This is a genomic window from Leifsonia xyli subsp. cynodontis DSM 46306 (genome assembly GCF_000470775.1).
Taxonomy (GTDB): domain Bacteria; phylum Actinomycetota; class Actinomycetes; order Actinomycetales; family Microbacteriaceae; genus Leifsonia; species Leifsonia cynodontis.
The window spans coordinates 1765706-1785265 of sequence record NC_022438.1 but is presented as its reverse complement, the minus strand read 5'-3'; the positions used below and the strand labels follow the sequence as shown (position 1 = coordinate 1785265).

General features: G+C 69.1%; 16 protein-coding genes and 2 pseudogenes. 11 read left to right on the top strand and 7 right to left on the bottom strand.

The window, feature by feature from the left end; translation table 11 throughout:
* Positions 1–39: 39 nt before the first annotated feature.
* Genes O159_RS08555 through typA form a run of 4 tightly spaced genes read left to right on the top strand, consistent with a single transcriptional unit; the run spans position 40 to position 5511 of the window.
* Entirely contained in the window at positions 40–969 is a 930-nt protein-coding gene (locus tag O159_RS08555; RefSeq protein WP_021755390.1) for an ABC transporter permease, read from the top strand.
* Positions 959–1894 (top strand): ABC transporter permease, encoded by a 936-nt coding sequence (locus O159_RS08550; protein WP_021755388.1) that lies wholly within the window; start codon positions 959–961, stop codon positions 1892–1894. Before O159_RS08555 ends, O159_RS08550 begins: the two co-directional genes overlap by 11 nt.
* Complete coding sequence (locus O159_RS08545; RefSeq protein WP_021755387.1) at positions 1891–3546, top strand: dipeptide ABC transporter ATP-binding protein; 1656 nt, start codon at positions 1891–1893, stop codon at positions 3544–3546. Before O159_RS08550 ends, O159_RS08545 begins: the two co-directional genes overlap by 4 nt.
* 48 nt (positions 3547–3594) lie before the next feature.
* Positions 3595–5511, top strand: a complete 1917-nt coding sequence (gene typA, locus O159_RS08540; RefSeq protein WP_021755386.1) for a translational GTPase TypA — start codon at positions 3595–3597, stop codon at positions 5509–5511.
* Between the two features lie 35 nt (positions 5512–5546).
* Here typA and efeB read toward each other — a convergent pair whose 3' ends face one another.
* Genes efeB through efeU form a run of 3 tightly spaced genes read right to left on the bottom strand, consistent with a single transcriptional unit; the run spans position 5547 to position 8972 of the window.
* Entirely contained in the window at positions 5547–6845 is a 1299-nt protein-coding gene (gene efeB / locus O159_RS08535; RefSeq protein ID WP_021755385.1) for an iron uptake transporter deferrochelatase/peroxidase subunit, read from the bottom strand.
* Positions 6846–6852: 7 nt separating this feature from the next.
* The gene (efeO, locus tag O159_RS08530) at positions 6853–8058 is read right to left on the bottom strand and encodes an iron uptake system protein EfeO (protein WP_021755384.1); all 1206 of its coding nucleotides are present in this window, start codon (positions 8056–8058) and stop codon (positions 6853–6855) included.
* Positions 8059–8105: 47 nt separating this feature from the next.
* A complete protein-coding gene (efeU, locus tag O159_RS08525) occupies positions 8106–8972 on the bottom strand; it encodes an iron uptake transporter permease EfeU (protein ID WP_021755383.1) in 867 nt (288 codons plus the stop codon).
* 123 nt (positions 8973–9095) lie between these two features.
* On the opposite strand from efeU, the gene O159_RS08520 reads away from it, so the two are divergent.
* The 4 genes from O159_RS08520 to O159_RS08505 all read left to right on the top strand — a co-directional run bounded on the left by O159_RS08520 (position 9096) and on the right by O159_RS08505 (position 12462).
* Positions 9096–9470 (top strand): hypothetical protein, encoded by a 375-nt coding sequence (locus O159_RS08520; RefSeq protein ID WP_021755382.1) that lies wholly within the window; start codon positions 9096–9098, stop codon positions 9468–9470.
* Between the two features lie 86 nt (positions 9471–9556).
* On the top strand, positions 9557–9877 hold the full coding sequence (gene fdxA, locus O159_RS08515; RefSeq protein WP_021755381.1) for a ferredoxin: 321 nt from the start codon (positions 9557–9559) through the stop codon (positions 9875–9877).
* Between the two features lies 1 nt (position 9878).
* Positions 9879–10997, top strand: a complete 1119-nt coding sequence (dapC, locus tag O159_RS08510) for a succinyldiaminopimelate transaminase (protein WP_021755380.1) — start codon at positions 9879–9881, stop codon at positions 10995–10997.
* Positions 10998–11124: 127 nt separating this feature from the next.
* Positions 11125–12462, top strand: a complete 1338-nt coding sequence (locus O159_RS08505; protein WP_021755379.1) for a citrate synthase — start codon at positions 11125–11127, stop codon at positions 12460–12462.
* A gap of 72 nt (positions 12463–12534) precedes the next feature.
* Here the strand turns inward: O159_RS08505 and O159_RS08500 are convergent.
* The 3 genes and pseudogenes from O159_RS08500 to O159_RS16295 all read right to left on the bottom strand — a co-directional run bounded on the left by O159_RS08500 (position 12535) and on the right by O159_RS16295 (position 14982).
* A pseudogene (locus tag O159_RS08500) lies at positions 12535–14493 on the bottom strand (penicillin acylase family protein).
* Between the two features lie 7 nt (positions 14494–14500).
* A pseudogene (locus tag O159_RS16300) lies at positions 14501–14674 on the bottom strand (penicillin acylase family protein); the annotation flags it as partial.
* The gene (locus O159_RS16295; protein ID WP_021755376.1) at positions 14605–14982 is read right to left on the bottom strand and encodes a penicillin acylase family protein; all 378 of its coding nucleotides are present in this window, start codon (positions 14980–14982) and stop codon (positions 14605–14607) included. The pseudogene O159_RS16300 and the gene O159_RS16295, both read right to left, overlap by 70 nt.
* 563 nt (positions 14983–15545) lie before the next feature.
* Here O159_RS16295 and O159_RS08490 point away from each other — a divergent pair.
* Positions 15546–16760: an aldo/keto reductase gene (locus O159_RS08490; protein ID WP_021755375.1), complete on the top strand. Its 1215-nt coding sequence runs from the start codon at positions 15546–15548 to the stop codon at positions 16758–16760.
* Between the two features lie 3 nt (positions 16761–16763).
* Here O159_RS08490 and O159_RS08485 read toward each other — a convergent pair whose 3' ends face one another.
* On the bottom strand, positions 16764–17348 hold the full coding sequence (locus O159_RS08485) for a TetR/AcrR family transcriptional regulator (protein ID WP_021755374.1): 585 nt from the start codon (positions 17346–17348) through the stop codon (positions 16764–16766).
* Positions 17349–17531: 183 nt separating this feature from the next.
* Here O159_RS08485 and O159_RS08480 point away from each other — a divergent pair, with 183 nt between their 5' ends.
* Both O159_RS08480 and O159_RS08475 read left to right on the top strand, forming a co-directional pair.
* Complete coding sequence (locus tag O159_RS08480) at positions 17532–18881, top strand: M16 family metallopeptidase (RefSeq protein ID WP_021755373.1); 1350 nt, start codon at positions 17532–17534, stop codon at positions 18879–18881.
* Between the two features lie 47 nt (positions 18882–18928).
* The gene (locus O159_RS08475) at positions 18929–19531 is read left to right on the top strand and encodes a histidine phosphatase family protein (protein ID WP_021755372.1); all 603 of its coding nucleotides are present in this window, start codon (positions 18929–18931) and stop codon (positions 19529–19531) included.
* Positions 19532–19560 lie beyond the last annotated feature (29 nt).

Sequence of the window (19560 nt, the reverse complement as noted above, 5' to 3'; positions counted from 1 at the left end):
AAGGGCCCGCCGCAGCAGTTCTGCCTGGAAAGCCCGCCCTTGCTCCTGTACATCCTCAAGCGTCTCGCTCGGGCCGTGCCCGTCCTGCTCGGGACGACGCTGCTGATCTACTTCCTCGTCTTCTCGCTGCCGGGCGACCCCGTCGCCGCCCTGTTCGGCGACCGACCGCCCTCGCCGGCGCAGCTCGCCCAGGTGCGCGCCCAATACCACCTGGACGAGCCGTTCATCGTCCAGTACCTCATCTACCTCGGCGGTATCTTCCGCGGCGACCTCGGCGTCTCCTTCTCTGGCGAGCCCGTCGCGGACATCCTGGCCCGCACCTTCCCCGTGACCCTCCGGCTCGCCGTCCTGGCGCTGCTGTTCGAGACCGTCATCGGCATCGCGGTCGGGCTCCTCAGCGGCCTGCGCAAGGGCAAGCTGTTCGACGCCAGCTCGCTCGTGGTGAGCCTCATCCTGATCTCGCTGCCGATCTTCGTCGTCGCCTTCGTCGCCCAATACGTGTTCGGCGTGTGGCTGGGCTGGGTCCGGCCGACCGTGAGCGCCGGCGCGCCCTGGGGCGATCTCGTGCTGCCCGCCATCGTGCTGGCCTTGATCTCGTTCGCGCAGATCGTGCGGCTCACCCGCTCATCGGTGATCGACGCCGCCGGGCTGGACTATGTGCGCACCGCCCGGGCCCGCGGACTCAGCGGGCGCCGGGTGGTCGGCGCCCACATCCTGCGCAACTCCCTGCTCCCGGTGGTGACCTACCTCGCCACCGATTTCGGCGTGCTGCTGGTCGGCGCGACCGTCACCGAGGGCATCTTCAATGTGCCCGGTGTCGGCAACGCTCTGTACCGGGCGATCCTGCAGGGCCAGGGCCCGACGGTCGTCTCGTTCGTCACGGTGATGGTGCTCATCTACCTGGTGGTCAACCTGCTCGTCGACCTGCTCTACGCCGTTCTCGACCCGAGGATCCGCTATGTCCGTTAGTCACTACGTCGCCCCCTCCGACGAGGTGGAGATCGCCGCCGCCCGGCCCACCGCACCGGCGAAGGGCGGCACCCTCTTCAGCGACGCCTGGCTCGACCTGCGCCGCCGCCCGACCTTCTGGCTGTCGATGGCGCTGATCGCGCTCATCCTGTTCGTCGCGCTCTTCCCCGGGCTCATCACCTCGGTTCCCCCGAACGCGGGATGCCAGCTGGCGAACAGCAATGGCGCTCCCGTCGCCGGCCACCCGCTAGGGTTCACCAAACAGGGCTGCGACGTGTTCTCCCGCATCGTGCATGGCGCGGGCACCTCGGTCTCCGTCGGCCTGATCGCGACGCTGCTCATGGCCGTGCTCGGGATCGTGTTCGGCGCGCTGGCCGGCTTCTACGGCGGCTGGGTGGACACGGTGCTCTCGCGCGTCGGCGACCAGATCTTCTTCTCGATCCCCTACATCCTGGCCGCGGTCGTCATCATGTCGGTGTTCGCCGCGTTCGCCAACGTGTGGATCATCGCCCTCGCCATCGGCATCTTCGCCTGGCCGGCGACCGCTCGTGTGCTGCGTGCCGAGGTGATGCGGGTCAGGAACGCCGACTTCGTGATGGCCTCGGAGGCGCTCGGGCTCGGCCGGTTCCGCATCCTGGTGCGGCACGTGCTGCCGAACTCCATTGCGCCGGTCATCGTTATCACCACGATCTCGCTCGCGGGCGCGATCGTGGCCGAGGCGACCCTGTCGTTCCTCGGGGGCGGGCTGCCGCCGAGCACCATGTCCTGGGGCAACGACATCTCGGCGGCGCAGGTGGACCTCCGCACCGCTCCCACCGTGCTGCTGTACCCCTCCATCGCGCTGTCCGTCACTGTGCTGAGCTTCATCCTGCTCGGCGAGACAGTGCGCGAGGCGCTCGACCCGAAGGCGAGGGCCCGCCGATGAGTGGCGAGACCGCGGCCACGAGCCCGCTCCTGTCGATCACCGGACTGGAAGTGGCTTTCGGCCCCCTGGGCCGGCGGGTCCCCGCCGTCACCGGCGCCGACCTCGAGATCTTCCCCGGCGAGACCGTCGCCATCGTGGGGGAGTCCGGCTCGGGCAAATCGACCACCGCGCACGCCGTGATCGGCCTCCTGCCCGAGGGCGGGACCGTCACCGGCGGGCGCATCCTGTTCGCCGGCGAAGACATCACCCATGCCGACGCGCGCCGTCTGGAGGCGCTGCGCGGCCGCGAGATCGGCTTCGTTCCGCAGGACCCCATGTCGAATCTCAACCCCGTGTGGAGCATCGGCTACCAGGTCGGCGAGGCCGTCCGTGCGAACGGCGTCGCCAAGGGCCGCCGCGCTGTCCGCGAGCGCACGATCGAGGTGCTGGGCGAGGCCGGACTCCCAGACCCGGCGAAGCGCCTGAAACAGTACCCGCACCAGTTCAGCGGCGGGATGCGCCAGCGCGCCCTGATCGGGATCGGCCTCGCTGCCCGCCCCCAGCTGCTGATCGCCGACGAGCCGACCTCGGCGCTCGACGTGACCGTGCAGCGCGTCATCCTCGACCACCTCGCCACGCTGACCGGGGAGCTCGGAACGAGCGTCCTGCTGATCACGCACGATCTCGGCCTCGCGGCGGAGCGCGCCGACCGCGTCGTCGTGATGTACCGCGGGCGCGTGGTGGAGGCGGGCCCGTCGCGCGAGCTGCTCCAGAACCCGCGGCACCCGTACACGAGACGTCTGGTCGCCGCGGCGCCGAGCCTCGCCTCCCAGCGCCTGCGCGTGACCGAGCGCCCCGCCGCCGCGCCCACCACCACCGAGGCTTCGGCTGTCGAGGCGTTCGACGTCCGCAAGGTGTACCGGCTGCGGACGGCAGGACTGCGCTCCGAGCCGTTCGCCGCGGTGGACGGTGTGAGCCTGACGGTGGCGCGCGGCACGACGACGGCGCTCGTGGGGGAGTCCGGCTCCGGCAAATCGACTATGGCGAAAATGGTGCTCGGCCTCGAGAAGCCCACCGAGGGCCGGATCGACGTCGACGGCCAGGACATCGGCACGCTCGACCGCCGCGGCCTGTTCGCCCTGCGGCGTCGGATGCAGCCGGTCTTCCAAGACCCGTACGGGTCGCTCGACCCGCTGCGCAGCATCCACAGCACCATCGCCGAACCGCTCGCGATCCATGGCATCGGCACGGCCGCCGAGCGGCGCCGGCGGGTGGGGGAACTGCTCGACCAGGTCACGCTGCCAGCGTCGTTCGCTTCGCGCTACCCGAACGAGCTCTCCGGTGGCCAGCGCCAGCGCGTCGCGATCGCCCGCGCCCTCGCCCTCAACCCCGAGATCGTCGTGCTCGACGAGGCGGTCTCCGCGCTGGACGTGCTGGTGCAGGCCCAGGTGCTCGAACTCCTCGTGGGACTGCAGGAGGAACTCGGTCTGACCTACCTGTTCATCACGCACGACCTCGCCGTGGTGCGCACGATCGCCGACCGGGTGAGCGTCATGCGCGCCGGTCGCGTGGTCGAGGAGGGGACGACGGACGAGGTCTTCGCGGCCCCGCGCGAGGACTACACACGAACTCTCTTGGAGGTCATCCTCGGAGCGGCCATCCCCCTGGGATAAGATAGACCGTTACCCGAAATCCTTCTGACGAGAGTCGAGCCCTCACGCATGTCTGAGAACGCCGTCGCCCACCGCGACGATCTGCGCAACGTCGCTATCGTCGCCCACGTCGACCACGGCAAGACCACGCTGGTCGACGCCATGCTCCGGCAGACGAACTCCTTCGGCGACCACGAGCACGTCGAAGAGCGCGCCATGGACTCGAATGAGCTCGAGCGTGAGAAGGGGATCACAATCCTCGCGAAGAACACCGCGATCTCCTACAAGGGCAAGCACGCCGCGAACGGCCCGATCACCATCAACGTGATCGACACCCCCGGCCACGCCGACTTCGGCGGGGAGGTGGAGCGCGGGTTGTCGATGGTGGACGGCGTTGTGCTGCTCGTGGACTCCTCCGAGGGGCCGCTGCCGCAGACGCGCTTCGTGCTGCGCAAGGCGCTGGAGGCGAAGCTGCCGGTCATCCTGGCGGTGAACAAGACCGACCGCGGCGACGCCCGCATCGAAGAAGTCGTGGGGGAGGCTCAGGATCTGCTGCTCGGGCTCGCGAGCGACCTCGCCGACGATGTGCTCGACCTCGACCTCGACGCCGTGCTCGACGTGCCCGTCGTCTATGCGTCCGGCCGTGCCGGCGCCGCCAGCCGCAACCAGCCCGCGAACGGCGAGCTGCCGGACAACGACGACCTGGAACCGCTGTTCGAGGCGATCCTGGAGCACATCCCGGCCCCCAGCTACGATCCCGGCGCGCCCCTGCAGGCGCACGTCACCAACCTCGACGCCTCGCCGTTCCTCGGCCGTCTCGCGCTGCTGCGCATCTTCAACGGCACCCTGAAGAAGGGCCAGACGGTCGCCTGGGTGCGCCACGACGGCGACATCCACAACGTCCGCGTCACCGAGCTGCTGATGACCAAGGCGTTGGAGCGCTACCCGGCCGAGTCGGGCGGCCCCGGCGACATCGTCGCCGTCGCCGGTTTCGCCGACATTATGATCGGCGACACGCTGGCCGACCCCGACGATGTGCGGCCGCTGCCCGCGATCCATGTGGACGACCCGGCCATCTCCATGACGATCGGCACCAATACCTCCCCGCTGGTCGGCAAAGTGAAGGGCCATAAACTCACTGCCCGCATGGTCAAGGATCGCCTCGACCGCGAGCTCATCGGCAACGTCTCGCTGCGCGTGCTCGATATCGGCCGCCCGGACGTCTGGGAGGTGCAGGGCCGCGGCGAGCTGGCCCTGGCCATCCTGGTCGAGCAGATGCGCCGCGAGGGCTTCGAGCTGACCGTCGGCAAGCCGCAGGTGGTCACCCGCACCGTCGACGGCAAGACGCACGAGCCGTATGAGCACCTGACGATCGACATCCCCGAGGAGCACCTCGGCGCGATCACGCAGCTGCTCGCCGCGCGCAAGGGCCGCATGGAGAACATGACGAACCACGGCACTGGCTGGGTGCGCATGGATTTCATCGTCCCCTCGCGCGGCCTCATCGGCTTCCGCACCGAGTTCATGACCACCACCCGCGGCACCGGCATCGCCAACGCCATCTCGCACGGCTACGACCAGTGGGCGGGCGCCATCCTGACCCGCAGCAACGGCTCCATCGTCGCCGACCGCCAGGGCGTCGTCACACCGTACGCGATCATCCAGCTGCAGGAGCGTATGACCTTCTTCGTGAACCCCACGGAGGAGGTCTACGAGGGCATGGTCATCGGCGAGAACTCCCGCGCCGACGACATGGACGTGAACATCACCAAGGAGAAGAAGCTCACCAATATGCGCTCCTCCACGGCCGACACGTTCGAGTCGATGACGCCGTCGCGTCAGCTCACCCTGGAGGAGTCGCTCGAGTTCGCCCGTGAGGACGAGTGCGTGGAGGTCACCCCCGAGGCCGTTCGCATTCGCAAGGTCGAGCTCGACGCCACCGCCCGCGGCCGCGCGGCGGCGCGCCTGAAGCGGCAGGACGCCTGACCGCACCGGCGACGGGCGGCAGCCGAGCCGCCGGCTCAGGCGAACAGGCTCGCCCCAATGTACGAGCCTTCGCGAGCGCCGGGAGGCACGGCGAAGAGCGCGGAGCCCACATGCTTCACGTACTCGTTCATGGCGTCGTTGCGGGCGAGCTGTGACTGGATCGGGATGAACTGCTTGCGCGGGTCCCGCTGGAACGCGATGAAGAACAGGCCGGCGTTCAGGCGGCCGAGTTCGTCGTTGCCGTCGACGAAGTTGTAGCCGCGGCGGAGGAGCTGGGCGCCGTTGTTCGTGCTCGGGTGTGCGAGGCGGACGTGCGAGTCCGGGTCGATCTTGGTGCCCCCGGCGGCGGCGAGGGCCAGGAAGTTCGGCTCCGTGAACTCGGTGCCGCCCGAGAGCGGGGCGCCCTCGCCCTTGTCCCGGCCGATGACACGCTCCTGTTCGCCGAGCTGCTGGCGGTCCCAGGTCTCGATCGTCATGCGGATCTTGCGGGCGACGAGGTAGGAGCCGCCCGCCATCCACTCGCTCCCGTCCGCTCGCGCCGCCCAGACCTGCCTGGTGACGGCGGAGGTGTCCTCGGAGGTGATGTTGGCCGTGCCGTCCTTGAAGCCGAACAGGTTGCGCGGGGTCGTCTGGCTGCGCGAGGTGGACGAGGTGCGGCCGAACCCGAGCTGCGACCAGCGGATGGCAGCGCGGCCGAAGGCCATGCGGGAGAGGTTCCGGATGGCGTGGACGGCCACCTGCGGGTCTTCGCCGCAGGCTTGCACGCACAGGTCACCGCCGGTGTACTGGTCGAGCAGCGCATCGCCGGGGAAGTGCGGCAGGTCGACGAGCGCCGCGGGCCGCCGGCTGGCGATGCCGAACCGGTCGTCGCCCGCGGCGGAGGTGAAGAGGGTGGGGCCGAACCCGAACGTGATGGTCAGGCCGCCCGCGGGCAGGCCCAGCGCCTCGCCGGTGTCGTCCGGGGGCGTGTCGAGCGGCCCGGAGGCGGGCCCGCCCCTGCCCGCCGGCTTCCCCTGCGTCATCCGGGCGGCGGCGGTCGTCCAGTCCTGGAGCAGCCCGATCAGCCCCGCGCGGGTGAGATCGGCGGCGACATCGAATGCGGCGAAGTGGAGCCGGTCTTGGACGGGCGTCGTGATGCCCGCCTGATGGTCGCCGTAGAACGGGTAGGTGGTCGTAGCGCCCGCGGTGTCCGGGCCGGCGATCGCGTGCTCGGCCGCCGCGCCGGCTCCGAACCCGACGACGCCCGCCCCCACTGCCGCCCCGGCCAGCCCCAGCATCTCGCGCCGGGAGAAGCCGGGGGAGGCCGGGGCTTCCCCGGCGGTTTTCTCGCTCACGCGCCTTCTACCGCCGTTCCTTGACCAGGATCGAGGTGAGCTGGCTGAGCGGCTCGCTGAGCGCGTTCACTTTGTTAGACAGCTCCTTCACCTGCGCGGTGCTCAGCTGCGTGTAGCTCACATAGCTCTCGCCGGAGGCGTACTGGCTCAGCAGCTTGCCGATGGCGGCGAACTCGGCGTCGAGCTTCTTCGCCATCGCTTTGCCAGCGTCGCCTCTCCCCACCAGGACGCTGCGAACCGTCTCGTAGGAGACCTGCGCACCGTCGACGTTCGCTGCGAAGTCCCAGAGGTCGGTGTGAGAGAAGGTCTCCTCCTCACCGCTGATCTTGCTCCCCGCGACCTCTTCCATCAGGCTGGAGGCCCCGTTGGAGATCTGGTTGAGGGTGAGGGAGAAGCCCTTCGCGTAGACGAGGTCGTAGAGCCGCTTGGTGTCCGAGACGAGTCGGTCGCCGAGCTGTTTGAGATCGGCGGCGCTGGACGGGGTGTGCCCGGCGGGAGCCCACAGATCCTTCTCGATGCGGTGCCAGCCGGTCCAGCTCTGGCCCTGCTCCAGGTCGGCCTCGCGGAGGTCGAGCGCGGGGTCGATGTCCCCGAACTGCTCGGCGGTCGGCTCGATGCGTTCGTAGTGCCGACGCGCCGCCGGGTACTGGGCGCGGGCGGCGGCGGCGTCGCCCGCCTCGTAAGCAGCAGCGAAGGTCTGCGTGGCGCTCAGCAGCTGGCCGGCTTGGTCCTTCACGTAGCCCGTGTAGTTCGTGACCGCCTGCTGGATCTGTTTCGTCTCGCTGGCGGTCTTGGTGTCGTCGGAGCCCTTCGTGACGGAGAACGCGGCGAGAGAAGTCGGGCTGCCGACCATCCCCTTCTTGCACGCGGTGAAGTAGCGGCCCTCGGCGAGTTGGACGACGTACTGCACTGTCGTGCCGGGGCCGATGTTCTCCTTCTCCCCCGCGATGTGCAGCTTGTCCGAAGCGAGCACCTCGAACTCGTTCACGTCGGTGCCCTTGTTCGTCACCTGGAACGTGACGGGTCCGGAGGGGGCGCTCGCCGTGCCGACCGTGCATTTCTCATCGCGGAGGGTGACCAGGATGGCCTCGCCGGTCGTTCCGGCACTGCCTCCGCCGGGGTTGTTCGGCACACAGCCGGTGAGGGCGAGCGCGAGGGCGGCGGTTCCGGCGAGGGCGGCGGCGATCGTGCCGCGCGGGCGGAGACGGGGCATAGGGATGCTGTGCTTTCTGCTCGGAGGCGGGGGATCGCTGCGGGGTGTCAGGAGGAGACGGGTTCGTGCTGTGCGACCGCCGTTTCTTGCGGTTTCGCGGGGACAGCGCGGCGTGAGGCGCGGCGCTGCCGGAAGAGGAAGAACGACACCACGACGATGTATCCGGCCCACGCGGCGACCTGCAGCCAGGTGGGGGACGGGGTGAAGTTCACGATGCCGGCGAGGGCGGTGCCGTACCAGCTGGACGCGGAGGCGATTCCGCTGATGTCGTAGGCGTGGACGTTGGTTCCCGGGAGGATGCCCGCCTCCTGTAGGTCGCCGAGGCCGTAGGCGAGAACGCCGCCGGCGACGAGCACCAGGAAGGCGCCCGTCCAGGCGAAGAACGACCCCAGGTTGATCCGCACCATCCCGCGGTAGAGCAGGAATCCGACGACCGCGGCGGTGATCAGCCCGAGTGTCGCGCCGACGACCGGCTCCCAGCCGCCGCCGACGCTGGCGACGGTGGCCCACACGAACAGGGCCGTTTCGACGCCCTCGCGCCCGACGCTCAGCATGGCGAGCACGACCACGCCCCAGCCCGCGCCGACGAGCGCCGCGTCCAGGCGGTTCTCGAGGGTGGAGGTCAGCGAGCGGGCCGTCTTGCCCATCCAGAAGATCATCCAGGTGACGAAGCCCACCGCGACGAGCGACAGGGCGCCGCCGACGGCCTCCTGCGCCTCGAAGCTCAGTCCGTACGGGCCCCAGGTGAGCAGCGCGCCGATCCCGAGCGGGACGATCAGGGCGACGCCGACCCCGAGCCACAGCTTCGGGAGGATGTCGGTGCGGCCGGTCTTCGCCGCGTACGCGACGAGGATGGTGACGATGAGCGCCATTTCGAGACCTTCGCGGAGGCCGATCAGGTAGTTCGCGATCACAGGGGAACCTTGCCGGTGGAGGTTTCGGAGGGAGGGTTTCGGGCTGGTCAGGTAAGGCTAACCTTATCTGCCTGACTGATTTTAGAGCACGGTTCCGGATCGTGTCCAGAGTATGATGCGATCATGCTCAGCCGGATCGTCAGCGCGGTTCTGCTCCTGCTCCTCGGCGCGATCGTCGGCGGTGTCGGGACGGTCGTCCACCCGATCGCCCTCGAATGGGGTGTGTCGATCCCGCTCGGCCTGATCGGGTCCTTGCTCGCCGTCGCTGCGCTGCTCGCCGGGCTGCGATTCCTCGGTCACAGCCGTGTGCCCGCCGCTCTGGCGGCGGCCGGAACGCTCGGCACGATCCTGCTCTTCGCGCAGCAGAGCCCCGGCGGCTCGGTGCTCGTCCCGGACGATGCGCTCGGGCAGAGCTGGCTCGTCGCGCCCTTCCTGATCGTCGCCGTCGCCCTCGCCTGGCCCGACCTCTCGCGACGTAGAGCGGAGCCAGCCCTCTGAACCGTGCGGGCCCCGCCGAAACGGCCGGGACGGCATAAGCTAGACAGGTAGCTTCGAAGCGTTTCTGCGAAGGGATCAGAACCACCGTGACCTATGTCATCGCCCTCCCGTGCGTCGATGTGAAAGACCGGGCCTGTATCGACGAGTGCCCTGTCGACTGCATCTACGAGGGTGAACGGTCGCTGTACATCCACCCCGACGAGTGCGTCGACTGCGGCGCCTGCGAGCCGGTCTGCCCGGTCGAGGCCATCTACTACGAAGACGACCTCCCCGAAGAGTGGGCCGACTACTACAGGGCCAATGTCGAGTTCTTCGACGATATCGGCTCGCCCGGTGGCGCGGCCAAGGTGGGCGTCATCGCGAAGGACCACCCGATCATCGCCGCGCTCCCGCCCCAGGCGCACTGACGTGGCACGGCAGGAGCTCCCGGACTATCCCTGGGACCTCATGGCGCCGTACGCCGCCCGCGCGCGCGAACACGCCGACGGTCTCGTCGACCTCTCCGTCGGCTCCCCGGTGGACGCCACACCCGCGCTGATCCGCGATGCGCTCGCCGCGGCGACCGATGCGCACGCCTATCCGCAGACGGCCGGCACACCGGCCCTCCGCGAGGCCATCGTCGCCTGGTTCGAGCGCCGCCGCGGCGTCCCCGGGCTCAGCGCCGAGAACGTCCTGCCGACCATCGGCTCGAAGGAGCTCGTCGCCTTGCTGCCGTTCTTCCTCGGGCTCGGCGAAGGGGATGCCGTGGTGCATCCGCGCGCGGCCTACCCCACCTACGCCATCGGCGCCGCGATCGCCGGAGCCACCGCTGTGGCGAGCGATGACCCGGCCGAGTGGCCGGAGGGCACCCGGCTCGTCTGGCTCAACAGCCCCGGCAACCCGGACGGGCGCGTCCTGTCCGTGGATCAGCTGCGTGCTGCCGTCGCGCGCGCCCGGGAGCTCGGCGCGTACCTGGCGAGCGATGAGTGCTACGCCGAGCTGGGGTGGGAGCCACCGTGGGATGCGCAGCGCGTCCCGAGCGTCCTGGACCCGCGGGTGCTCGGCGAGGAACGCCGCGGCGTCCTGGCCGTCTACTCGCTCAGCAAGCAGTCGAACCTCGCCGGCTACCGAGCCGCGTTCGTGGCGGGCTGTCCCACCCTCGTCGCTCGCCTCACCACCGTGCGGAAGCACGCCGGCCTCATGCTGCCCGCTCCGCTGCAAGCCGCGATGGTGGACGCTCTGGGCGACGACGAGCATGTGGCCGCACAGCGTGCCCGCTACGCCGCCCGCCGCGCGCAGCTGAAGCCCGCGCTGGAGGCGGCCGGTTTCCGCGTCGATCGCAGCGAGGCCGGCCTGTACCTCTGGGCCACCGAGGGCCGCGACGCCTGGGAGACCATCGGCCGGCTCGCCGGACTCGGCATCCTGGGCGGACCGGGGCACTTCTACGGCGACCACTACCCCCAGCATGTGCGTCTCTCGCTCACCGCGACCGACGAGCGGATCGCGGCCGGAGCCGCGCGGCTGCGGGCTTTTGGATACTCCCTCTAAAAGCACGGCTGCCCTTTTGCGCGAGGCAACAGTTGTCTCCCGGGTTGGCTAGGCTGTACCAGCACGATCATTGTGCAGCGCTGCCCCCATCGGCGCACGAAATCCAGCAACTTTCACAGGAGGCGTTGTGAGCGGACTCGGCACCGAGAAAGCCCAGGCGGAGCAGAGCGGCCCCGGCCGCGAGGGGACGCCGACCGCGTCCCTGACCTACCCGGGCGGTGTGGCCGAGTTCCCGATGCTGCCGAGCAGCCAGGGACCCGGCAGCATCGACCTCTCCAGCCTCACCCGCCAGACCGGGCTGACCAGTCTGGACTACGGCTTTGTCAACACCGCCGCCACCCGCTCCTCGATCACCTACATCGACGGCGACGCCGGGATTCTGCGCTACCGCGGTTACCCGATCGAGCAGCTGGCCGCCAACTCCACCTTCCTCGAGGTGGCCTGGTTGCTCATCCACGGTGAGCTGCCGAACGCCTCGGAGCTCGCGGACTTCGACGCGCGCATCCGTCGTCACACGCTCCTCCACGAGGATCTGCGCCGCTTCTTCAGCGCGCTCCCGCACGACGCGCACCCGATGTCGGTGCTCTCCAGCGCGGTCTCCGCGCTGTCGACCTTTTACCAGGACTCGCTGAGCGTCCACGACCCGGAGCAGGTGGAGCTCTCCACCATCCGCCTCCTCGCGAAACTGCCGGTCATCGCGGCCTACGCTCACAAGAAGAGCGTCGGTCAGGCGTTCCTCTACCCGGACAACTCGCTGAGTTTCGTGGACAACTTCCTCCGCCTCAACTTCGGTACGCTGGCCGAGCCGTACGAGGTGAACCCGGTGCTCTCCCGTGCGCTGGAACGTCTGCTCATCCTGCACGAGGACCACGAGCAGAACGCCTCCACGTCGACGGTCCGCCTCGTCGGGTCGACCCAGGCCAACCTGTTCGCTTCCGTCTCCGCCGGCATCAATGCCCTCTACGGTCCGCTTCACGGTGGCGCCAATGAGGCGGTGCTGCAGATGCTCGCCGGCATCCGCGACTCGGGCGAGGGCGTTCAGAAGTTCGTCGAGCGTGTCAAGAACAAGGAGTCCGGCGTCAAGCTCATGGGCTTCGGCCACCGCGTCTACAAGAACTTCGATCCCCGGGCCAGGCTCGTCAAGCAGTCCGCGGACGAGGTTCTCGACGCTCTGGGCGTCCATGACCCGCTTCTCGACATCGCCAAGGAGCTTGAGGAAGTCGCTCTCGCCGACCAGTACTTCATCGACCGCAAGCTCTACCCGAATGTGGACTTCTACACCGGTGTGATCTACAAGGCGATGGGCTTCCCGACCCGGATGTTCACCGTGCTCTTCGCCATCGGACGCCTCCCCGGCTGGATCGCCCACTGGCGCGAGATGATGCTCGACCCGGGCACGAAGATCGGCCGCCCCCAGCAGCTTTACGTGGGCTCCCCCGAACGCAGCTGGCCGTCCTCCCGCTGACGCGCTCCCCGTCGCCATCCCCTCCAGTGAGGAGGAGAGAGTCCTCGCGTGAGGGGGAGGACGCGGGGCAGGTCAGGGTGTGAGGCGGAGGGTCTGCGTGGCTGCCTCGCGGGACGCGGCCGGAGTGAACGGCCAGGGCCGGGTCTGGCCGCGAACCCACAGGGCGGTCTGATCGGCGTAGTGCGGGTCGAAAGCGTGGCCGGACGCTCCGGTGAGATTGACCCAGGTGCTCCGGTCGAAGTCCGCGAGGTCGATCACCATCCGCATGGACGGGACGTGGCCCACTTCGTAGCCGGCGGACGCATCCCAGCCGGTCGCGTTCACGATGCTGGAGCCGCCGCCGACACGGTACGGTCCGCGATTGAACAGCCACTCGACCGGGGCGATCCCGGACGTCCCGAAGCTCGCGTTCGTGAGTTCCAGGGTGTGGAGGCTGCCCCAGCGCCACGAGGACGGATCGCCGCCGAGCCGCTGGACCGCCTCCTTCCAGGCGGCGTTCCCCGCGTGTTCGATCATGTCGTCGCGACCGGCGACGCCGAGCGTGCTGTCCGTCCACCATTCCGAGCCGGGCTCTGAGACCAGAGTCTGCACCACCCGGAACCAGCGGTCCCCGCCGTCCGGTGGCGCGGAGGCGGGAAGCTTCCTGCCGAAGGCGTCCGCGAGCAGGTTCTTCCAGAAGACGGCGAAATAGGCGGCTGCCGCGCTGTCGGCGTCGTCGCCGTAGTCCCACCCGGTCAGCAGCCGGGCAGCCTTGGCCATCCCCGAGGCCGGGTCCGCTCTGTTCCCGATCGCGATGATGAGCGGGGCCAGGGTCGCGGCGTTCGCATCGTAGGTGTCCGCCTGGATCGCCCTCATCTCCGCCGCCGTCACCTTCTTCTCTGCGGAGAGCAGCCTCTGCAGGCGCACGTCGATCTGCTTGGCGCGGTAACCGGCGTCCCAGTCTCGCGTGATCAGCTGCGGGAACTCGGGGCCCACCGCCGCATTGTTCGCGGTGACAATGTACCCGCGCGGCGGATTGAGCACGCTCGGCAGTTCGTCGTACGGGATACTGCCCACCCACCCGTACCGGCTCGTCCAGCCGGGAACCGGCATCGTGCCCTCTTCGCTCGCGCGGATGGGCACGGCGCCGGGAGCCTGATAGCCGATGTTGCCGTCCACATCGGCGTAGAGCAGGTTCTGCGACGGCACCTGGAACGAGGCCGCTGCGGCCCGGAAGCTCGGCCAGTCGCGGGCGACGTTGAAGGCGAAGATGGCGCTCGGAGTCGGCCCCGGCGTCAGCGCCGTCCACTGTAGCGACAGCTGGTGCTCCGGTGCGGGCCTGCCCAGCGCCGCGGCTTCGTGCTCGGCGATCGTCCTGTAGGCGCTGTTGAGATCGGTGACGATCGGCCCGTGTCGGGTCGAGCGGACGGTGAGGTCCACGTCCTCGCCGCCGGCGACCCTGATCGTCTCCGAGCGGATCGTGAGCGGAACCTGGGCGCCGTCGTATTCTTAGGTGTTCGTATCGCTGTCGACTCTCTCCACGTACAGATCGGCGACATCCGGCCCGAGGTTCGTGAACCCCCACGCGATCCGCTCGTTGTGCCCGATGACGACGCCCGGGAAGCCGGAGAACCCGAACCCGGAGACAGCGAACGGGCACTCCGCCGTGACCGTCGCGCACCGCAGTCCGATCTGGTACCAGACCGACGGCATCGAGGCGCCGAGGTGCGGGTCGTTCGCGAGCAGTGGTTTGCCGGTCGCCGTGTGGTCCCCGGACACCACCCACGAGTTCGAGCCGATGTCCGTGCCCGCGGGTCCCATCGGCTTCGGCAGCCGCCGCAAGGCTCGTCGCCACCTGCTGCAGCCCGTCGCGGTAGTCCGCGACGGGCACCGTCGCCCGCCCCGCCGGTCCGTCCGTCGCCGACCGGGTGCTCCCGTCGGCCCCGCTCCCGTCGGCTCCGTTCCCCTCTGCCTCGCCCGTGCCCGGACCGCCTCCGGCCGCGGGCGCCGCTGCACCGCCGCCCGGCTCCGTGATCGTGGGATGCGCGGCATAGTCGTACCCGGGGTGCAGTTCGGCGACCTGCTGGGGCGTCAGCGTCGTCGAGAGCAGAGCCCGGTCGATCTCGTCTTCGAGGTTGGAGCGGAGGTCCCACGCCATCGCTTTCAGCCAGGCGACCGAGTCGGCCGGCGTCCACTCCGCGGGGGAGTATCCGGGGTTCTGCAGACCGAGCACCGCGTACTCCAGGGAGATCTCCGCCCCCCCCTGTGCCCCGCGAGGTAGGCGTTCACCCCGTCGGCGTAGTCCTGGTAGTAGCGCAGGCTCGTCTCGTCGAGCAGCTCCACCTCCTGCTCCGCGATGTTTCGCCAGCCCAGTGTGCGGATGAACGTGTCGGTGGGCACCTGGCTGGCGCCGAAGAGCTCCGAGAGACGGCCCGCGGTGACATGCCGCCGGAAGTCCATCTCCCAGAAGCGGTCCTGGGCATGCACGTACCCCTGCGCCCGGAACAGGTCGTCGGCGGTCTGCGCGGTGATCTGCGGCACCCCCGCCGAGTACCCTGGTCACGGTCACGGGTTTCGTCAGACCGGAGAGCGTCAGCGTGCCGGAGGTCTGCGGGAAGGACCGGGTGACCGTCCACACCCCGATCCCGCCCGCGATCGCGACGATCACGAGGAGCACGGCGAGCGCGACCCCCACGGTCCGGAGCGCCCGGTGGCGCTTTCTCAGTCGGGGAGTGTCGTCGCCCACGGTAGGTCCTCACGCTTGGTGCTGGTCGCGTTCCTCGGACTGTAACGCATAGCGGCGACGCGCTCGCGGTCGAAGCCGGAATCGGTGGACAACGCGTTATGTTTCAGCGTCTGTGGAGAAGGATTCGCGTGTCAGCGGGTAGCGATCCCCGAGCGGTGGCGCCGCTCACGCCTCCGCCCTGTCCTCGGCTGTCTCCGCAGCGGCCGTGATGAAATCGTGACCGAAGACTCCCGTTTCGACCCTCGATTTCGGCCCCGGCGTGTCGGACCCTTGACATACGCTGCAAGTACCGTTTCAGAGCAGGCGCTTTCGAATCGGCTCGCGACGGCGCCGGGTCGGCCGGAGAAGGGGGGAGGGCATGCCACAGCTGCTTCCCCTGCGTCTGCTCGAGACCGTCGGAATCCGTCTGCCCTCGGCACAGGCCGTGGCAGCCGAGGCGGAGAATCCGGCCGCCGGGAGCGACGCGGCGACAGAACGCGCCGTGACGACCCCACGGCCCGCCGCTCCCGCATCCCTCGCCGCCTCGGCCGCTCCCTCGTCCGCCGTTGACGAGCCTTCCGCCGTCTCCCCTTCGTCCGCAGGCGAGCCCTTCACCGATATCGGCGGTCCGCCCGACATCAACCCCCGTTTGGACTCCACTGGCCCGCTCTCGATCATCGCGCCCCGGCCCATCGGCGAGTCCGACCTCGCGGTCCACCCGCTCTCCCTCGGCGCCAGTGTCTTCGGTTGGACGGCCAACAGCGAGACTTCCCTCGCCATCCTCGATCGGTTCGCTGCGCTCGGCGGCGATTTCATCGACACGGCCGACAGCTACGTCGGCGGTCGCAGCGAAGTGCTGATCGGTCAGTGGATGCGCAAGCGCGGAAACCGCGACGATCTCGTCGTCGCCACCAAAGTCGGCCGCCACCACGAGAACCCCGGCCTCGGCCCGGTCAGTATCGTCCGCGCCGTCGAGTCCTCGCTGGAGCGTCTACAGACCGATCGCATCGACCTGCTCTACTTCCACGACGACGACCCCGACATCCCCCTGGCGGACAGCCTCGCAACGGCCGAGTGGCTGATCGAGACCGGGAAGGTCCGTTATCTCGCCGCCTCGAACTTCAGCGCCGACCGGCTGATCGAGGCGCGCATCCTGGCCTCCTCCGGCCTCCCGAAGTTCGTGGCGATCCAGACCCCGTACAACCTCATGCACCGTGCCGAGTTCGAGAGTGCGCTGCGCATCGTCGCGGCGGCGCAGGGCCTCGCGGTCATGCCCTGCTACGCGCTCGCCAACGGTTTCCTGACGGGTAAGTATCGCTCGAAGAGCGATCTGACCGCCGGCGCCCGGAGCGTCCGCGCGTCGGCCTACGTCAACCGCCGGGGGATGCGCGTCCTTGCTGTGCTCGACCGCATCGCCGCCGAGCAGGGCGTCGCCCCGGCGAGCATCGCCATCGCCTGGCTGCTCGCCAAGCGCACGATCGTCGCCCCGGTCGCGAGCGCCAGCCGTCCGGAGCAGGTCGACGCCCTGCTCGCCGCCGCCGGTGTCCGCCTCGCGCGCACTCAGATGCGGGAGCTGGACCGCGTCTCGGAGTAGATCTCAGGCCTCCGAGAGAATCCGCTCCAGCGACCGGTGCAGCGCGGCGCCCGCGGCGATCGGGTCACCGACGTAGCCTCCCGCCATTGCCCCGTCACAGGCCAGGATCAGATCGTCGGTGGCATCTCCGGGGTGCGCGTGCCCGATCTCGCGGAACAGCTCTTCGATCCGCTTCGCGTACCAGTCCCGGTGGGCGGTCACGGCGATGCGCACCGGATGGCTCTCCTCGGCGAACTGCGCGGCCGCGTTGATGAAGGGGTCGCCGCGGAACTCCGGGCGGACCGCCTCCGCGGTGATCGAGTCGACGAGGGCCCGGGCGATGTCGCGCGGGTTGGACCGCTCCTGCTCCTGTCGGGCGAACCACTCGCGCCCCTGGCGATCGCGCCCCTCGACGTACGCGATGATGAGGAGATCCTTCGACCGAAAGTGCTTGTAGAACGTCGCCTTCGTCACTTTCGCGCCGGCGATGATGCGGTCGACTCCGACCGTGTGGATGCCTTCCTGATAGAAAAGTTCATCCGCTGTGGCGAGGATTTTGATCTTCGACGGTGCGGGCGGCCGGATGGTCGCTCGGGCGCTTACGACCATCCGGCACGACTCCTTCTGTCGGGGAGGCTGTGACCTCCGTGTGTTCTGAGAACCGCCTGGACCGGCTTTCGGGGGATCGTCGGTCCGGGTGATTGGAAACCAGTATATAGATAGACAGAATATTCTGTTTGTCCTCAATTTGTTCACTCAGTGTTTTGGGGCCTCTGGCGTAGGGTTGAGAGGATGAATAGCGCAGTTGACCTTTCGCTCGGTTCGGCCGATCTCACCTTTGCTGCTTCCGGCGACGCGCTGGTCCGACGGACGATTCTGCCGAGTGGTGTCCGCATCCTCAGTGAGCGGGTCCCCGGAGCCAGGAGCACGACGCTCGGCTATTGGGTCTCGGTCGGCTCGCGCGACGAACAAGAAGGTGTCCCCGGCAGTCTCGGCTCCACGCACTTCCTCGAGCACCTCCTGTTCAAAGGGACCGGATCGCGCTCGGCGCTCGACATCGCCGTCGCCTTCGACTCCGTCGGCGGAGAGCACAACGCGATGACCGCCAAGGAGTACACCTGCTATTACGCCAAAGTGCAGGACAGAGACCTCGATATGGCTGTCGAGGTCATCGGCGACATGCTCACCTCCTCGGTGCTTGATCCGGCCGAGTTCGAGAACGAGCGTGCGGTGATCCTCGAGGAGCTGTCGATGGCTGAGGACGACCCGTCCGACGTCGCCAAAGAACGGCTGTTCTCCGCGGTGCTCGGCGAGCACCCGCTCGGCAGGCCGATCGGCGGGCGCCCGGAGACCATCCGGGCGGCGTCCCGCGACGCCGTCTGGAACCACTACCGCGCTAACTATCGCCCGCAGGACCTCGTCGTCACCGCCGCGGGAGCGGTCGATCACGATCTGCTCGTCGCGGACGTCCAGCGCGCGCTCGACGTCGCCGGCTGGGACCCCGCCGCGGCGGCGAGCCCGGTCGTACGCCGCACCGCCGCGCCGGCCGCCATCCGCCGCGCTGCCGCTGTGGTCACGGTCGAGCGCCCCACCGAGCAGGTCAACCTGCTCGTCGGCGTCCCCGGCATCGTGGTCTCAGACAACCGGCGCACCACTATGAGCGTCCTCAACTCCATCCTCGGCGGCGGGATGTCGAGCCGCCTCTTTCAGGAGGTCCGCGAGAAGCGCGGCCTCGCCTACGCGGTCTTCTCTTTCTCCGGCTCCTACTCCGACGCCGGGGTTTTCGGGCTCTACGCGGGCTGTGCGCCCGCCAAGGCCCGGCAAGTCGCCGAGCTTGTTCTCGACGAGTTGCGCCGTCTCGCCGACGGCGGCGTCACGTCCGAGGAACTGAGCCGCGCCGTCGGCCAGCTCTCCGGCGGCACCGCCCTCGCCCTGGAAGACTCCGACACCCGCATGTCGCGTCTCGGACGCGCCGAGATCAGCCTGGGAGAGTTCGCCGACCTGGACGAGAGCCTCCGCAGGCTGCGTCTGGTCACCGCCGACGATGTGCGCGATCTCGCCCGCGATCTCGCTGGCCGGGAGTTCTCCGTCTCGGCTGTCGGGAATGTGACCGACGACACCTTCGCCGGACTCGTCGTCTGACTGCCGTTCGCATCTGCTTTGAACATCTGCTTCGAAAGGTTCCACCGGTGCTCCATTACCTCTACCTCGTGCGTCACGGCGAGCAGCAGGACGCCGAACACGGCCTGCCCGACGGCCCGCTCTCTCCACGCGGAAAGCGTCAGGCGCAGCTCATCGCGGACCGGCTGAGCGGTGTGCCCTTCACGGGCATGTACCACTCGCCGCTCGCGCGTGCCGCAGAGACCGCTGCGATCATCGGCGAGCGGATGCCGGCCCTCGCACCCGAGCCCTCCAGTCTGCTGTTCGACTGCATCCCCTCGGGACCGACCCCGGACATGCCGAAGGCGTTCGAATCGTTCTTCGGTCCGGTGACCGAAGCTGAGATCGAGGCCGGCAGCGCCCAGATGGAGGACGCGGTCCACGAGTTCCTCACACCGGCGCTGGGGGACAGGCACGATCTGCTGGTGACCCACAACTTCGTCATCGGCTGGTTCGTCCGCCATGTCTTCGATGCCCCGTCCTGGCGCTGGCTCGGCCTCAACCAGGCCAATTGCGGCCTCACCATCATCCGCGTCCGCTCGGCGAAGCCCCCGGTCCTCGTCGTCCACAACGACCTCGGTCATCTCCCCGTCGAACTCCGTACCGGCCTCCCCGACCTCCGATCCGTCTGACCCCCTCCATCGGTTCCTCAGTTTTTCCG

What these genes read in the sequence shown, in the direction of transcription:
- O159_RS08550 (WP_021755388.1), top strand. Translation starts at nt 959, where the DNA reads ATGTCCGTTAGTCACTACGTCGCCCCCTCCGACGAGGTGGAGATCGCC.
- O159_RS08490 (WP_021755375.1), top strand. Translation starts at nt 15,546, where the DNA reads ATGCCACAGCTGCTTCCCCTGCGTCTGCTCGAGACCGTCGGAATCCGT.
- efeO (WP_021755384.1), bottom strand. Translation starts at nt 8,058, where the DNA reads ATGCCCCGTCTCCGCCCGCGCGGCACGATCGCCGCCGCCCTCGCCGGA.
- typA (WP_021755386.1), top strand. Translation starts at nt 3,595, where the DNA reads ATGTCTGAGAACGCCGTCGCCCACCGCGACGATCTGCGCAACGTCGCT.
- O159_RS08520 (WP_021755382.1), top strand. Translation starts at nt 9,096, where the DNA reads ATGCTCAGCCGGATCGTCAGCGCGGTTCTGCTCCTGCTCCTCGGCGCG.
- O159_RS08485 (WP_021755374.1), bottom strand. Translation starts at nt 17,348, where the DNA reads ATGGTCGTAAGCGCCCGAGCGACCATCCGGCCGCCCGCACCGTCGAAG.
- O159_RS08480 (WP_021755373.1), top strand. Translation starts at nt 17,532, where the DNA reads ATGAATAGCGCAGTTGACCTTTCGCTCGGTTCGGCCGATCTCACCTTT.
- O159_RS08545 (WP_021755387.1), top strand. Translation starts at nt 1,891, where the DNA reads ATGAGTGGCGAGACCGCGGCCACGAGCCCGCTCCTGTCGATCACCGGA.